The sequence below is a fragment of the Flavobacterium ginsenosidimutans genome, from assembly GCF_037478105.1.
Classification (GTDB): domain Bacteria; phylum Bacteroidota; class Bacteroidia; order Flavobacteriales; family Flavobacteriaceae; genus Flavobacterium; species Flavobacterium ginsenosidimutans.
On sequence record NZ_CP147988.1, the window covers coordinates 2,438,625 to 2,454,321 of the forward strand.

At 33.5% G+C, this 15,697-nt stretch carries 13 protein-coding genes; 5 read left to right on the plus strand and 8 right to left on the minus strand.

Features of this window, described 5'->3' with window-relative positions; all coding sequences use genetic code 11:
* Positions 1-142 precede the first annotated feature (142 nt).
* Entirely contained in the window at positions 143-1,180 is a 1,038-nt protein-coding gene (locus V6624_RS10845; protein ID WP_111284953.1) for an aldo/keto reductase, read from the plus strand.
* Between the two features lie 104 nt (positions 1,181-1,284).
* On the opposite strand, the gene V6624_RS10850 is transcribed toward V6624_RS10845, so the two are convergent.
* The 3 genes from V6624_RS10850 to V6624_RS10860 form a co-directional block, all read right to left on the minus strand.
* On the minus strand, positions 1,285-1,866 hold the full coding sequence (locus tag V6624_RS10850) for a murein L,D-transpeptidase catalytic domain-containing protein (protein WP_422389340.1): 582 nt from the start codon (positions 1,864-1,866) through the stop codon (positions 1,285-1,287).
* A gap of 50 nt (positions 1,867-1,916) precedes the next feature.
* Positions 1,917-3,077 carry a hypothetical protein gene (locus V6624_RS10855; RefSeq protein ID WP_338841750.1) on the minus strand — a complete coding sequence of 387 codons (1,161 nt, stop codon included), beginning with the start codon at positions 3,075-3,077 and terminating at the stop codon, positions 1,917-1,919.
* Between the two features lie 183 nt (positions 3,078-3,260).
* Positions 3,261-4,226, minus strand: coding sequence for an SIMPL domain-containing protein (locus V6624_RS10860; protein ID WP_338841751.1), 966 nt, complete (start codon positions 4,224-4,226; stop codon positions 3,261-3,263).
* A gap of 148 nt (positions 4,227-4,374) precedes the next feature.
* Here V6624_RS10860 and V6624_RS10865 point away from each other — a divergent pair, with 148 nt between their 5' ends.
* Positions 4,375-6,192: a tetratricopeptide repeat-containing sensor histidine kinase gene (locus V6624_RS10865; protein WP_338841752.1), complete on the plus strand. Its 1,818-nt coding sequence runs from the start codon at positions 4,375-4,377 to the stop codon at positions 6,190-6,192.
* Positions 6,192-6,938, plus strand: coding sequence for a LytTR family DNA-binding domain-containing protein (locus tag V6624_RS10870; RefSeq protein ID WP_338841910.1), 747 nt, complete (start codon positions 6,192-6,194; stop codon positions 6,936-6,938). The genes V6624_RS10865 and V6624_RS10870 overlap by 1 nt, the downstream gene beginning before the upstream one ends.
* A gap of 299 nt (positions 6,939-7,237) precedes the next feature.
* Here the strand turns inward: V6624_RS10870 and V6624_RS10875 are convergent, their stop codons facing one another.
* From V6624_RS10875 to panC, 5 genes are all read right to left on the minus strand, one after another.
* A complete protein-coding gene (locus V6624_RS10875) occupies positions 7,238-9,202 on the minus strand; it encodes a biosynthetic peptidoglycan transglycosylase (protein ID WP_338841753.1) in 1,965 nt (654 codons plus the stop codon).
* Positions 9,203-9,222: 20 nt separating this feature from the next.
* Positions 9,223-10,584 (minus strand): DNA repair protein RadA, encoded by a 1,362-nt coding sequence (gene radA / locus V6624_RS10880; protein WP_111284960.1) that lies wholly within the window; start codon positions 10,582-10,584, stop codon positions 9,223-9,225.
* Positions 10,584-11,738 carry an alpha/beta hydrolase gene (locus V6624_RS10885; protein ID WP_338841754.1) on the minus strand — a complete coding sequence of 385 codons (1,155 nt, stop codon included), beginning with the start codon at positions 11,736-11,738 and terminating at the stop codon, positions 10,584-10,586. Before V6624_RS10885 ends, radA begins: the two co-directional genes overlap by 1 nt.
* 203 nt (positions 11,739-11,941) lie before the next feature.
* On the minus strand, positions 11,942-12,292 hold the full coding sequence (gene panD, locus V6624_RS10890; protein WP_008465481.1) for an aspartate 1-decarboxylase: 351 nt from the start codon (positions 12,290-12,292) through the stop codon (positions 11,942-11,944).
* Positions 12,293-12,306: 14 nt separating this feature from the next.
* Complete coding sequence (gene panC / locus V6624_RS10895) at positions 12,307-13,155, minus strand: pantoate--beta-alanine ligase (protein ID WP_338841755.1); 849 nt, start codon at positions 13,153-13,155, stop codon at positions 12,307-12,309.
* 106 nt (positions 13,156-13,261) lie between these two features.
* On the opposite strand from panC, the gene V6624_RS10900 reads away from it, so the two are divergent.
* Both V6624_RS10900 and V6624_RS10905 read left to right on the plus strand, forming a co-directional pair.
* Entirely contained in the window at positions 13,262-14,068 is an 807-nt protein-coding gene (locus V6624_RS10900) for a glycogen/starch synthase (RefSeq protein ID WP_111284962.1), read from the plus strand.
* Positions 14,069-14,090: 22 nt separating this feature from the next.
* Positions 14,091-15,692, plus strand: a complete 1,602-nt coding sequence (locus V6624_RS10905; RefSeq protein ID WP_338841756.1) for a DUF4270 domain-containing protein — start codon at positions 14,091-14,093, stop codon at positions 15,690-15,692.
* The last annotated feature ends 5 nt before the right edge of the window (positions 15,693-15,697 follow it).

Genomic DNA, 15,697 nt, shown 5'->3' on the forward strand with positions numbered 1-15,697 from the left:
TTTGTTCCTACAAGGTTTGAAAAACCTTTCAGGAAGGTATCAGTAAAAAAACTTGTACTTTTTTTAACCTTTTTCAAATCCTGATTTGAAAAATCCCTTTGTACCTTTGTCCCTTTGCAACTTTGAACCTTTTAGAAAAAAAATGAAATACACTACATTACCTAACACCGATATAAAAGTTAGTAAAATATGCCTTGGAACAATGACTTTTGGGCAGCAGAATACAGAAGCAGAAGGACACGAACAAATGGATTATGCTCTTGAAAGAGGAGTTAATTTCTTTGATACTGCCGAAATGTACTCGGTTCCTGCGAGTGAAGCGACTTACGGAAGCACAGAAAAAATTATTGGAACTTGGTTTAAGAAATCAGGAAATAGAGATAAAGTTATTTTAGCGTCTAAAATTGCGGGTCCGAATCCGAATTTTGGTTATATGCGTGAGAAATTGGATTTTTCTCCAGCAAGTATTAAATATGCGGTTGAAAATAGCTTAAAAAGACTGCAAACCGATTATATCGATTTGTACCAAATGCACTGGCCAGAAAGAAAAACGAATAATTTTGGACAGCGTGCTTTTCACGGACATGATGATGTTTGGGAAGATAACTTCAGAGAAATTCTTGAAACTTTCGACGGATTAATTAAAGAAGGTAAAATCAAACATATTGGAGTTTCTAATGAAAATGCTTGGGGAATGATGCGCCTTTTGGAAGAAAGCAAATACAACAATCTTCCAAGAATCAAAACTGTTCAAAATCCGTATTCTTTATTGAACCGTTTATTTGAAGTGAATTCTGCAGAAGTTTCAAAATATGAAAATGTTGGTTTATTAGGATATTCGCCTTTAGCATTCGGAGTTTTGACTGGAAAATTCTTAACTGGAGAAAGTCACCCGAAAGCGAGAATTAATCTTTTTCCGCAATACAAACGTTACAATAGCGACCAATGTACCGAAGCGACTAAATTGTATCTGGAAATCGCTAAAAAACATGGTTTAACGTTAACGCAATTGGCAATGGGATTTGTGTTGCAACAGCCATTCTTGACAAGTTCTATTATCGGAGCGACAACTATGGAACAATTAAAAGAAAACATCGACACAATTGATGTGGTTCTTTCTAAACAAATTTTAGCAGAAATTGATGCAGTTCAGGCTATAATTCCAGATCCGGCTCCTTAAAAAATGTACACAATCAAACCTAACAGGTTTTAAAAACCTGTTAGGTTTCAGACTGACAATACAAAAATCCCGATAATCTTGATTATCGGGATTTGTTTTTTGAATTAATAATACATAACCAAAATGATTTTCTTTTTAGAATTGTCAATCAGTTTTTCGAGAACGCCGAAGAACTTTTCGTTTACCATTGGACATCCAAGACTATTGCAAATTGGATAGGGTTGTTCATCAAATGGAATTTCAGAATACTTATGAAGCACTATATTTCGATCAAAAGCATTGCTATTGGTTTTGTCTAAACCATATAATTTATAGGCTTTTCCAAACGTTCCAAAATAAGAACTACCAATAGCATATTTGCCTAACGAACTGCAATTGGAATTTTTAATATTGCTGAATTTTAACTCGCCTGGAATTCCTGTTTCCGAACCAGAACCATGTCCAACCAAACCTTTATCTAGCAATTTGCTGTGTTTCAAATCATAAATAAAAAACCTATTTCTTCCAGATTCTATCTTCATGACTAAAAATAGCGCAACATCTGAATTGTATTTTGAAGATTTCCCCAAGAAGCTTCTTATTTCAGCAATTTCACTTTTTAGTTTCTTTTCATAGGAATAAATCGGTTTTGTAGTTCTTGTATCTTTTGTTTTCTCTTTTTTATTTTCACAGCTCAAACAAATCAACGGAATCGCCGTAAAGAGCAGAAAGAAGATTTTCTTTTTTATTGGAATTCTTATTTCTCAACCGTATAGCCTTTTACTTTAGCGAAAGCTAGAATAGAAGAGTTTATCGTATTTCCAAGATCGTCTTGCGTTTTAGTTTTTTTAGCTTCAGTATCAATATATTGCTGACGCTTTTTTGCCAAGACAGTAATTTCTTTCTGAATTGTTTCTCTTTCTTTTTTCTTTTCGTTTACGATTACCTGAATTTCAGCAGTAGTTTTGTTTTGAAGTTCTGCCGGAAGTTCTTCTTTCTGAATTTTAGAAATAGCGCCTGCATCATCTTTTACTTTATCTACCAAATCCCAACTTTCGTTTTTATAGGCCGCTTTCGATTTACTTACCGCGCGATCGGTATAATTGGAAGCCGAAACCATTTTAGCATTCTGATCCTGCATTACTTGGTTTCTTTTTTTATCTGCACCTTTAGCGCCGTAATTGATGTACGTTTTGTTTATTTTTTCGTCACATTTAGCGATTTCATCGTCATAAGGCGTTGCAATGTATTGAACCGCTTTGTCTGAATCAATGTTGAAATATTTTCCTTTTCCGCGATCAGCGCCGTCTTTCCAAAATAAACCGATACCTTCCGTTTTGTTGCCGCAAAAAATAGTATTCACATAAATATTATTTTTCAAAGCATCGCTAATTGTTTCTTTATAACTGATTTTTCCCTGATCGAATCCTTCATTTCCTGCAATGTAAATCAGTTTCATGCTGTTGTTTTCTGCTGACCATTTTAATCCTTTGGTCGCATCCTGAATTACTGCACCGCAATATTCACTTCCGCCATTGGTTCTTAAAGCAAATAATTTTTCTGAAATCAAATCCAAATCTGTCGATAAAGGCGTGACTTGTCGAATGTAATTTGACTTTTCAGATAAACCGTCATTTCCATATTCATATAAAGAGATTTCGATATCTGGCGTTTTTCCTTCGTATTTTAAAGTAGTCAAAGTGTTTACAATGTTCCATAATCTCGATTTCGCCTGATCGATTAAACCATCCATACTGTTAGAAGTATCCAATAAAAGTGCGACTTGAATTTTGGCCGTTTCACCTGAATCCGGTTTTTCGATTTCAGTGTTTTTTACTGGTTTTGCATTAGATGAATTACACGCAACAAAAGAAATTGACGCCGCTAAAAGTGCAGTTATAAAAAGATTTGATTTCATAATTTTAGTTTTTAATTGGATGATTACAGATCAAACTTAGAAACTAAAAAAGCACGTTTTTGGGACAAATGGTGAAACAGTCTTTTGACTTGGTAAAATAGTTATGGGATTGACTAGATAAATTACAACGCAGATAACGAATCTGTTTTATCCGCGTCAAAGTATTGTGTTTTTAATTATGTTTTAATTGATTGGTTTTGGAGAATTGACATTAATAGGTTTTAAATCGCCATTTGGAGTAATCAGAATAAATTCTTTGTCTGTTTTGGCAACTTGTTTTTTTTCTTTTTCTCTGTTAATGAAAATCTTTACTTCATATTGTACCTGAATAACAGGTTCCAAAACCGAAGGATTAATGATGAAATCGAATTCTTTACTAAATACAGGCTGATAATAAAGCGTAGTCGATTTACTGGCTTGATTGACATTTTCTGATTTTTTTAAGTTTAAAGAAGAACTATTGTACGCTTCATAAGATCTGTACATTTCGACAGGTAAATTCACAACAAAATCATCGGTAATTCTTTTTTCAACGTTTGTGAATGTTTCTCCAAGAAGAAGTTCATAGTTCTTGATTTTTTCCTGAATCAGCAGTTTGGCTTTGTTCATCATTTCTTTTTTTATGGTTTCCAATGAGTTTGAGAAGTAATCAACTCGAACCAAATCGTATATCTCATGATTAGATAAAATCGAAATAAAATCATTCAGATGATTTGGATCGGAATATTTTATGTGGATGTTTTTCTTCAACTCAAATCCCACAGGAACTTCATTGTAAGTTTTACGGCTAAAAATCTTTTTCTCTACTTCATATTCATAAACCGGAACAAAAGAAATCATATCGACGAAAATCTCAACGCCTTTTTTGAGTTTGATTTCGCTTAACGAACGTTCAATTCTCTGGTCAATTAGTTCATTGACTTCTTTAGTTGTTTTACCCGTTTGAGTCGTACTGAAAATTGCTGTGTAAGAATCTGCTTTGACATTGGCAAGCCCTTTTACACTTGCTATAATTCCTTCGCTAGAAGAGAAACTAATATCAATAGCATTATTATCAGTATATTGATTCTGATAATTGACATTTCCAGAAACTTGTCCAATAATAAACTGAGAAAAAAGGATGAAAGAGGAGTAAAATAGTTTTTTCATAATGATGGTTTTTAAGATTATGAGGTAAAAGTATTGATCGAAAAAACGTATTTTTGAGAGAATGGGTCAACAGGCCGTTTGACTTGGTGAATGTGATAGGATAGGAATTTGAAATTAAGTTACTTTACACTTTCTAAATAACTTGTTTGTGAAACGTCATGTATTAATTGTTTTTAGTCTGCTTTTTTTAGCGTTTTTATTTCCTCACGAAATAATAGCGCAGTCACTTCCTGAAAAAAGTGAAAAAAAGAGTAAAGCCGTAATAAGTAAAACCGCTGAAGAATTATCTAAATCATTAGATGAAAACGATGAATCGAAAATTGCTCAAAACTATGAAAAGCTGGCTAATGATTTTTTAAGCAAAGGCGATAATGCAAAAGCAGAAGAATATTTTAAAAGAGCTTTAAACTCTTTTACCAAATTAAAACTGACCGATGATAAAACGCGCGTTACAAGAAGTTTGGCTAAAGTTCAGGAAAATCAGAAAAACTTCGATTCTGCTATAAAAAATTACGAAGCTGCAGGTTCACTAACAAAAGACGCATCTGAAGAGAAAATCAATCTTAACGATGCCAACCGACTCAAAAATCAATCTAATCCTGCAAGTCAGACAGATTATTTGAATTCTAATATTGAATTGCTAAAAAAAGAAAAAAAAACCGAAGAAGTTAGTAAAGCTTATATTCAGAAAGCAGAGAATTCTTTGCAGTTAAAGGACAAAGCAGTAGCAATTGAAAGTTATAAAAAAGCTTTAAAATATGCGAAAGACAAACCAGAAGAAGTTAAAATCAAAAATGAAATTGCAAAAGTTTACGTAGCAGACAATCAATTTGATAAAGCGCTTGCCATTAATGAAAAACTGCTTGCTGATGCCAAAACCAATAACGATTTTACTACCGAAATAAAACAGCTGCAATCGCTGGCTTCGCTTTACTTTGAAAAGAAAGAGCCAGAAAAAGCAATTTCTTCCCTAAAAGAAGCTTACGATTTATCTTTTCAGAAAGGAAATTCATCGGAAGCCAAAAAGAGTTTATCTTCATTAATCAAATATTATAAAACAAAAGGCGAGGACAAGGAAAGCATGGCTTTGTACGAACAGTTTTTTAATAATTTCGAACAATTAATCAAATCCGATACGACTTTAATTGATGCTAAAACTTTTCAGGTTACAGAAGATAAAATTCGTCAGCTTGAAAAAGAAAAGGTTTTAAAAGACGAATTGATTTCGAAGAAAAACTCCTTCAATTATTTCCTTTTAGGTTCAATTGGTTTGTTACTGCTTTTGTTTTTCTTCATTGTAAAAGCGTTTTATTCGATCAGAATCAAAAATAAGGAAATCGCTTTGCAATCATTGCGTCGCGAAATGAATCCGCATTTTATTTTTAATAGTTTGAACAGCGTAAATCAGTTTATTGCCGAAAATAAAGAATTGGAAGCCAATAAATATTTGACTTCCTATTCGAATCTGATGCGAAATATGATGGAAAATTCTAATAAAGATTTTATTTCATTGGATAAAGAAGTGGAACAATTAAAGAAATATCTGGATTTAGAACATTTGCGTTTTCAGGATAAATTCGATTTTGAAATTGTGGTTGACGAGTCTCTCGATACCGAAAGAGTTTTTGTTCCAAATATGATTATGCAGCCACATTTAGAAAATGCCATTTGGCACGGATTACGTTATTTGGATAAAAAAGGCTTTTTGTCACTTCGATTTGAGTTTAAAAACGGAAAAATCAATGTGATAATTGAAGACAACGGAATTGGTTTAACCAAAAGCCGAGAACTCAAAACGACTAATCAGAAAATCTATGAATCGCGCGGTTTGAACAATACCAAAGAAAGAATTGACCTTTTGAACGAATTGTACAAAAAGGATATTTCATTTACTGTTTCGGAAAAAGAAGTACCAGAATCAGGCACGATTGTTCAAATTGTTTTTCCATTAATTGACAAAATATGATGACTTTGCAGAAGATAAAAAGTGTAATCGTTGAAGACGAATTGGCAGCGCGCGAAGTGCTTAAAAATTATTTGAGCAAATATTGTCCGCAAGTTGAGGTTGTTGGCGAAGCGCAGAATATCAAAGAAGCCGTTCCGTTGTTGCATGAAATTAAACCGCAATTGGTTTTTCTAGATGTAGAAATGCCTTTCGGAAATGCTTTTGATGTTTTGGAAGCTTGCAAAGATCTTCAATTTGAGACTATTTTTGTAACTGCTTTTTCTGAATATTCGCTTCGTGCTTTAAATCAAAGTGCGGCTTATTATCTTTTAAAACCAATCAGTATCGAAGAATTGATTATTGCGGTAAACAAAGTGCATCATCAGATTTTAAATCATGAAATATTCAATCGAAATAAAATCATTGTTGAGAATTTCCACGAACAAAAACCAGAAAAACAACAAGTCATTCTTCCAACGCTTGAAGGTTTTGAAGTCGTAAAAATGGAAGATATCGTGCGTCTTCGAGGAAACGGAAATTTTACCGATTTGTATTTGAATAATGGAGCCAAGAAAATGGTCTGCCGATTTCTGAAGCATTTTTCGGAGATTTTGCCTTTGCCTTTTATTCGCGTTCATAAATCACATATCATCAATCTCAATTGCGTGAAATCGTATAATAAAGGCGGAATAGTAACATTAAACGACGGAACTGAAATTGAAGTTTCGCCAACTTACAAAGAAGAGTTTTTGAAGAACTTTAAATAGTTTTTTTGCTAATGCCACAAAGGCACTAAGGCACAAAGTTTTTTAATCTCGCAAAGACGCAAAGTCTTTTGAATAGTCCCTAGCTTTAGCTAGGGGAATAAGATCGAAATAGAAAAGGGCTTTAGCCAAACTTATAAAGTTTGGCTAAAGCCCTTAGATTTGCGTTTATATTTCCATCCAGCTAAAGCTGGACGCAATTGAACTTAAAAATTTAACTTTGCTCCCGAAGCCTCGGGACTGCGTCTTTGCGAGATTAAAAACAAAAAAACTTTGTGTCTTAGTGCCTTCGTGGCAAAAAATTACAAATCAAATTCATCATCAACAGATAAAGAATCTGTTTTGATTGCTGTAGAATCTGGAACTTTAATTTTTATTAAAGAACGTGCATTTCCTGAAATATAAACAGGCAACAATCCAATTGTGTCTTCAGGAGTTAAAAGGCCTCTTCTGAACATTAAATTCTTTAGGAATTTTTGGTTTTTAATAGCGTAATCTTTCAAGTTACCTTCATCATTAAACTGATACATGAATTTTCTTGGTTTCGGAATAATCGTTGCCAAGTATAAACATTCGTCGACATTTAAAGCCGAAGGGCTTTTTTGGAAATAGAAATGACTCGCTTCGCCAATTCCGTACACATTTGGACCCCATTCAATAATATTGAAATATACTTCTAGCATTCTTTCCTTGCTTACAATTCGGTTGTTTTCTAAAATGTAAACCAGAAGGATTTCTTCAAGCTTTCGCGAAAGCGTCTTTTCACGAGTTAAAAATACATTCTTAATCAACTGCATGCTGATTGTGCTAGCACCGCGAGAGAATTTCTTAGTTCGAATATTTTTAAGAATCGATTGTTTGAACGCTTCGTTTATGAATCCGCGATGTGAGAAGAAAGACGGATCTTCGGTTGTTAAAACACATTTTCTCAAATATGGAGAAATTTGGTCCAAAGGTGTATAATTTGGATTTGCATTTCCGACCAAAACAGGTCTTTGCAGTACATTCTGAATAATCGCACGATACACAAATTCGCCATTTAGTTTATTTAAATCGGCTTCGCCATATTTGGTGATTTTTAAATCTTCTTTATTTAATTTACTATCAAAAACAAGAGTGTTTGGTTTGTTTTTGTTGAATTTGAAATCCAATTTATAATCGAAATTTCCAGTTGCCTGCATTCCTTGAAAATGTGTAAATAATCCGTCAGGAAGCGAAACGATAAAATCCTGCGCTTTCATTTTCGGAATATCAACTTTCAAAGTATAAACCGTGTCTTTTTCAGTATCATAAGAAATGTAAGGACGAACTTTAATCTTGTTCAACTGCATCGTCGAAGAACTGTCGATAGAGATAAAACTATCGCCTAATAAAAAGCGATAATCAAAACGGGCATTTTTTATCACCACATCTTTGCTCGCGATTTTGGGGTGATTGATTTTAAGATTTGCGATAGAAGTGTAACCGTCGATATGAAGTTCGCTGCCGCTTTTGTCAATGTTTTGAACATTCAGACGAATAGAATCAAAACTTGCTTTTAAGTTATAACGCTGATCTAAATACGGAACGCGAATAGCGCCAGTATCTAAATTGAAAAACCGAATATCGGCTTTTTTATTTCTCGGATCAGCAAATCCTTTAATGTTCCAGCGCTGATCAAAATCTTTTGCTTGGACATGAAGATTGGTCTCGAGCTGTTTGTTGTTTAAAACGAGTTTATCTACGCCTATAGAAGTTTGTTTTCCGTTATCGTCGATTTTGAATTGAAAGTTTTTCAAATCCATATCGGTTGGAACCAAATTCAGCACTTTTGAAATGATTCTGTATGCAAAAGCAGCATATTTGCGTTTTTCGTTCGATTCTGTTTCCTCTTTGTCTCTTTTTAAAAAGGCATCAAAATTTCGTTTTTTGCCTTTTTTGACCAATTGAATATAACCGTTATCAACTTTTAAAGTTCCAAGCTGAACATCGCCAATTAGTAAATTACTTAAACTGATGCTAGTTTCGACATTCTTAATTTTGCAAAGCGTGTCAGCATTTATTGGTGCTAAAACGACGTCTGTCAGTTTTATGGTAGATAAACCATCAAATGAAGCCGACTCTACAGAAAAGTTGCTGTTGTATTGCACGGCCATTTTATGAGTGACTTTTGCGATAGCCTGTTTTAAAAGCGAATCACGAAAATAGTAAAGTCCGATGCAAAGCACTACGATTACTATTCCTAGTATTTTTAATGCTTTGTATATTTTTTGTTTTGGGAAATTCATAAGAGGGAATGTTTTAGAAATCAACCAAAAAGGATACTTGCAACATCTTCAATTTTTGCTACAAGCTCAATCTTAATTCCAGTATTTTTTAAAGCAATTTTGTTGTATTTTGAAACAAAGATAGTATCGAAACCTAGTTTTTCAGCTTCCTGAATGCGTTGGTCAACACGATTTACAGGACGAATTTCGCCAGAAAGACCAACTTCGCCAGCAAAGCAGAAACCTTTTCCAACAGGAATATCTTCATTTGAAGATAAAATCGCAGCCACAACCGCCAAGTCAATTGCAGGATCATCAACAGAAATACCTCCAGTTACATTTAAGAAAACGTCTTTTGCGCCTAAGCGAAATCCAGCTCTTTTTTCTAAAACAGCCAAAATCATGTTTAGTCTTTTAGCGTTGTAACCTGTTGTACTTCTTTGAGGCGTTCCATAAACAGCTGTGCTCACTAAAGATTGTATTTCGATCATCAACGGACGCATACCTTCTAAAGTTGTCGCAATTGCAGTTCCAGATAATTCTTCGTCTTTATGAGAAATCAGGATTTCAGAAGGATTGCTAACTTCTCGTAATCCGCTGCCCAACATTTCGTAAATTCCAAGTTCAGATGTTGAACCAAAACGGTTTTTTAGCGAACGCAAAATTCGGTAAATATGATTTCTGTCGCCTTCAAATTGAAGAACGGTATCAACCATGTGTTCTAGAATTTTTGGTCCAGCGATGTTTCCGTCTTTTGTAATATGTCCAATCAAGATTACAGGAATATTACTTTCTTTGGCAAATTTTATAAGTTCAGCTGTGGTTTCACGAATTTGCGAAATACTTCCCGCAGTCGATTCGATATAATCAGTATGTAAAGTCTGAATCGAGTCGATTATGACCACTTCAGGCTGAATGGTTTCAATTTGTTTAAAAATATTCTGCGTTTTGGTTTCAGTAAGAATATAACAGTTGTCGCTGTTTGGTGTAATTCTTTCTGCACGCATTTTTATCTGTTTCTGACTTTCTTCTCCAGAAACGTATAAAGTTTTGTAGGGTAATTTTAAAGAAACTTGAAGTAAAAGTGTACTTTTTCCGATGCCGGGCTCACCGCCCAAAAGCGTCAAAGATCCAGGAACAAGTCCGCCTCCTAAAACACGATTCAATTCGCTGTCAGTAGTGTCCATACGAACTTCCTGAGCAGAATCAATTTCAGTAATTTTTAAAGGTCTTGGCGCTTTGCTAACTGGAGCCGACTCACTTTTCCAGGCAACTTTGTCTTGTTTTTGAATAATTTCTTCGGCAATCGTATTCCATTCTTTGCACGCGTTGCATTGCCCTTGCCATTTGGCATATTGGGTTCCGCAGTTTTGGCAAAAAAAAGAAGTTTTAACTTTTGACATTATTTGGTTTTTTTAGCAAGCGTATTCATTTCGTCAATTTTCTCATACATCATATCTTTATTCAAATCGCCAATTGGTTCCATTTGCGAAGCATTTTGATATTTTTTTGAAGCATGTTTAGGATCGCCCATTTTTTCATACATCAAGCCTAATTCATATTCTCCTAACATGGCTTTTGGATAATTTACATTTCCAATTTCAGCCATTTTACTTAATTCATCGTAGGCGTTTCTTTTTAAAATAAGATTTTCTACTACTTTAAAATCACTATATCTAACAGGAATCTGAACTCCTAAAACCTCAGACATCGCTGTATATTTTTTTTCTAAATATTCTGCATAACCCGTTTGAAGAACCGCAATCTTGTCGTTGTATTCGGCAGAATTTATTGGTCTGTATATTTCAAAAATCTGGTACAGTGCACTTGGTATAGAGTGTAATACTTCTGTATAATGCGTAGCACCTTTGAATACGTCATATTTATAATTCACTAACGGATTATTAGCAATTTTAATATTTCCGTTTAATTTTTCAATTGGTTCTTTTATTTTCTTAATATCGCCTTCTCCAGCAGAAAGATAATAGAACACTGGTTTTTTGATTTTAGCAAACTTTTCAGCAACACGCACTTCCATTTTTGGTGCTAGTTCTGGACTTAAACAGATGTAGGCATCGAAAAGCGGAATTTCTTTATACAAATAAAAATTAGCAAAACTTGCCGTTAAATCATGACCTGCAATAAGTCTGAAAGGCGATGTGCGATATTTTTTTTCGATATATGGAATTAATTCAGCTCCGATAAACTCGAAAAATTTTGCTCCTTTTTCAAAAGGAAGCCCTTCATTTTGGTCGATTGTTGTGTCATCAAAACGTTCTCCGTCTTTATTTTGATGAATTCCAATGATAATCATTTCTGGAATGTCATCCCAATAAGTGCCATAACTTATAGCTCCAGAAAACGGGTCAAATAAATAATCGCCATCCAATAAATAAAGAACTGGATATTTTTTGTCTTTGTTTGCTTCGTAAGAAGCAGGAAGTCCGATTGTGATTCTTCGTTCTTCTCCTAGTTTTTCTGATTTAATGTTGTCGAACGTTTTTTGTGCAAACGACGAAATTGAAATTAATAAAATTAGCAGGTAAACTTTTTTCATGATTTGTGGCATTTCAGTGAATTAAAAAGTATTGAAAATAGTGTGGCAATATACTATTTTATTTGCTTCTTTGTTAAGTAGATTAAAAATTGAAGCACAGTGTTTTATCGTCTTAATCATTTTGGATTGAGACAAAAGAAGAGTTTTTTTGTTCAAAATTAGCTTTTGACAAAGTAGGGTAATTCGGTAAGAAAAAGAAAATCTTAGGTTAAAGAATTGTCATTTTCGTTAGGGAAAATAATCCAAGGTTTGAAGGTTTTAGCCTCTTCAAAATCTAAGGTCGCATAAGAAATGATAATGATGATATCATCTTTTTGTACTTTTCTTGCTGCAGGACCATTCAAAGTGATTTCGCCTGAATTTTTTTCACCTTTAATAGCGTAAGTTTCAAAACGCTCGCCATTATTAATGTTAACAATAGATACCTTTTCGCCTTCAATGATGTTTGAAGCTTCTAGTAGAGTTTCATCAATAGTAATGCTGCCAATATAATTTAAATCGGCTCCCGTTACTTTAACACGATGAATTTTTGATTTTATAACTTGAATTTGCATGCTGCAAAGTTAGATTAATTTAATGAAATGGTGTCAATCAGTCTTATAGAATTAACAAATACCGCTATAAATGCTCGGTAATTTTTGTCATTCTCTTTCTGATCGATAGATAAAAGTGTGGATTCGTCAGCAATAACAAAATATTCAAGTTCAAATTCTTGGTTGTCTTTGAAAGAATTTTCTACGAATTCGACAGTTTCTTGCGGACTATGATTTTGAAAAAAGTCTTTTGCTTCGGTCAAAATTTTATAAATAATTGCAGCTTCTTTGCGTTCATCTGCAGTAAGACGTTCATTGCGTGAACTCATTGCAAGCTGATTTTCTTCTCTAAAAATAGGACAGCCCACAATATTTACTGGTAAATGTGTTTTTTCGACCAGTTTTTTAACAATTTGAAGCTGTTGGAAATCTTTTTCTCCAAAATAAGCATTAGTTGGAGTTACGATCTCGAATAGACGTTTCACGATTGTTCCGACTCCATTAAAATGTCCAGGTCTGAACTTTCCTTCCATCTGATTTTCCAATCCGTCAAAATCAAAAGTTTGAGAAACGGTATTTCCCTCATAAATATCATCGACAGAAGGAGCGTATAAAATAATTTTATCACTTAATGTACGCATTTTCTTAACATCTTCTTCTAGCGTCCTAGGATATTTTGCTAAATCTTCTGGATTATTAAATTGCGTTGGATTGACAAAAATGCTAACTACTGTGTCGTTGTTTTCTTTTAGCGAACGTTGCATTAAAGCCAAATGTCCTTGGTGTAAAGCGCCCATTGTTGGTACAAATCCGATAGTTGAATTTGCGGTTTTGATAGTTTTAAGATAGGCTATCAAAGCTGCTTTACTGTAGAAAATATGCATTGAGGTATTATTAAAATTTATGCAAACATAATATATTAGTTATAAACTGCATAAATTTTTGTAATTTTGCGACGTTTTTATTACCAAAATTAAGTAAAATACTATTATGAAAGATAAGAGGATATTATATGTATCATCTGAAGTCGTGCCTTATTTGGCTGAAAATGAGGTTTCTTTAATGTCTTATGACGTTCCGAAAATGATTAATGATCAAGGCGGTCAGATAAGAATTTTCATGCCAAGATATGGAAATATCAACGAGAGAAGACACCAGTTACACGAAGTGATCAGACTTTCAGGGATGAATTTGGTAGTGAATGATTTAGATATGCCGTTGATTATTAAAGTAGCTTCAATTCCGAAAGAAAGAATTCAGGTTTACTTTATTGATAATGATGAATACTTTAAACGTAAAGCAACCTTCGCGGATGAAGAGGGTGTTTTATATCCTGATAATGACGAAAGAGCAATTTTCTTTGCAAAAGGTGTTGTCGAAACTGTAAAAAAGTTAAACTGGGTTCCGGACATTATACATGTTCACGGATGGCTGGCGGCAATGTTACCAATTTACATGAAACATTATTACAAACATGAAGCATTGTTTTCTGAAACTAAAATTATTACTTCTGTTTACGGACAGTCGTTTGATGAAAATTTAGATTTGGAAATGATTAATAAAGTTAAATTTGATGGTGTTCCTCATGATGCTGTATCAGATTTAGAAGTTCCAAATTACGAGAATGTGTTAAAAGCTAGTATTTTACATTCGGACGGTGTTATCATTGCGTCAGAAAATGTTTCGCCAAGTTTAACAAAATTTATAGAATCTTCAGGAAAACCTTTTTTACCTTTCGCCACGAAAGATGCATTTGCTGACGCTTATACAGATTTCTATAGAACTTTTGGACTTTAAATTTTTAACTTTATTATAAAACATGTATAATACTTCTTTTGTTAAAAAAATCTTTTTAGCTGTAATTGCTGTTTTTTTATATTCTTGCGACAAAGATTTTAATGCGCTTGGTGATGGTTTAGTTGGTGATGATCATTTTGGACTTGAGTCTGAAAAATATGATGTTGTGGCTTTTAATCAAGAAGTAACTCCTATTCAGTCAAATAATTTGGCTACCAATGCGTTGGGTATTTATGATGACCCAGTTTTTGGAACTACAACTGCAAACTTTGTAACTCAAATAGGACTTGAAACTTATGCACCAACTATTGGGGAATCTCCAGTAATTGAAAGTGTTACTCTTAGTATTCCTTATTTTAATACGTTAAAAACGACTAATACTGATGGAAGCCATACTTATGAATTAGATTCTATTTATGGAGATAAAAACGGGAAATTAAAATTAAGTATTTATGAGTCTAAGATGCAGATGAGAAACAGTTATTTTAATAATGGATCTCAATTGCCTCAGTTCTATTATACAGACCAAAGTACTGATTTTTTTAATGCGATGGGACCCAACCCTAAGAGATTAAATAATGGAGGCGCACTAGAAAATGATGAATTCTTTTTTAGTTCAGAAGAAATCACCGTAAAAACTACTGATCCTGATACTAAAGTAGAAACAGTTGATAGAAGTGTTCCAGCGATGACTTTAAGTCTTGACAAAGATTTTTTTCAAGATAAAATATTAGATGCAGTTGCTTCAAAACTATCTACAGAAGATATTTTTCAGGAATATTTTAGAGGGTTGTATTTTAATGTTGAAAGATCTGGAAGCAGTCCTGCTAATATGGCATTAATTGATTTTTCTGGAGGTAAAATTATTATCAAATACAAAGCTAAAACAGCTATTACGACAGATGCTGATAGCACTACTGAGGATAAAACAATTACTTTACTGCTAAAGAGCGGTTATAGTACGGGTGTAGCAAGTACAGCAAGTTTTCTTCAAACGGTTCGAAAACCAGATTATGAAAGTGCAATAACAACAAATGTAAATAAAACAGAAGGAGACGAAAGACTTTACTTAAAAGGAGGTCAGGGATCTTTATCTGTTATTCGTCTTACAGATTTTGCTTCTCAATTGGAAACAATTAGAGCTAGTAATTGGAAAGTAAATGAAGCAAATTTAGTTTTTACTATTGATGCTGATAAAATGACTGGATTAGTAGAGCCTAATAGAGTTTATCTTTATGATTTAACAAATAATACTCCTTTAGTAGATTATTATTCTGACGGAACATCTAATACTCTTCAGCCAGGACTTTCGAAATATGTTTTCGGAGGTATAATTAATCTGGATTCTAATAAACGAGGAAAAACGTATAAAATTAGAATTACAGATCATGTTCGTAATCTTATTAAAGACGCGACAGCAAAAAATGTTGATTTAGGATTAGTGGTTTCTCAAAGCATTAACGTAAGTGCTTCAAATGTATTGAAACTTAAAAACGAAACTATTTCACAAGCACCGAGAGCATCGGTGATGAGTCCTCTAGGCACAATCTTATATGGTTCAAAAGCATCTGTTGCAGAAGATAAAAGAGTGCGACTTGAGGTTTACTACACGAAACCAAATTAATAAAT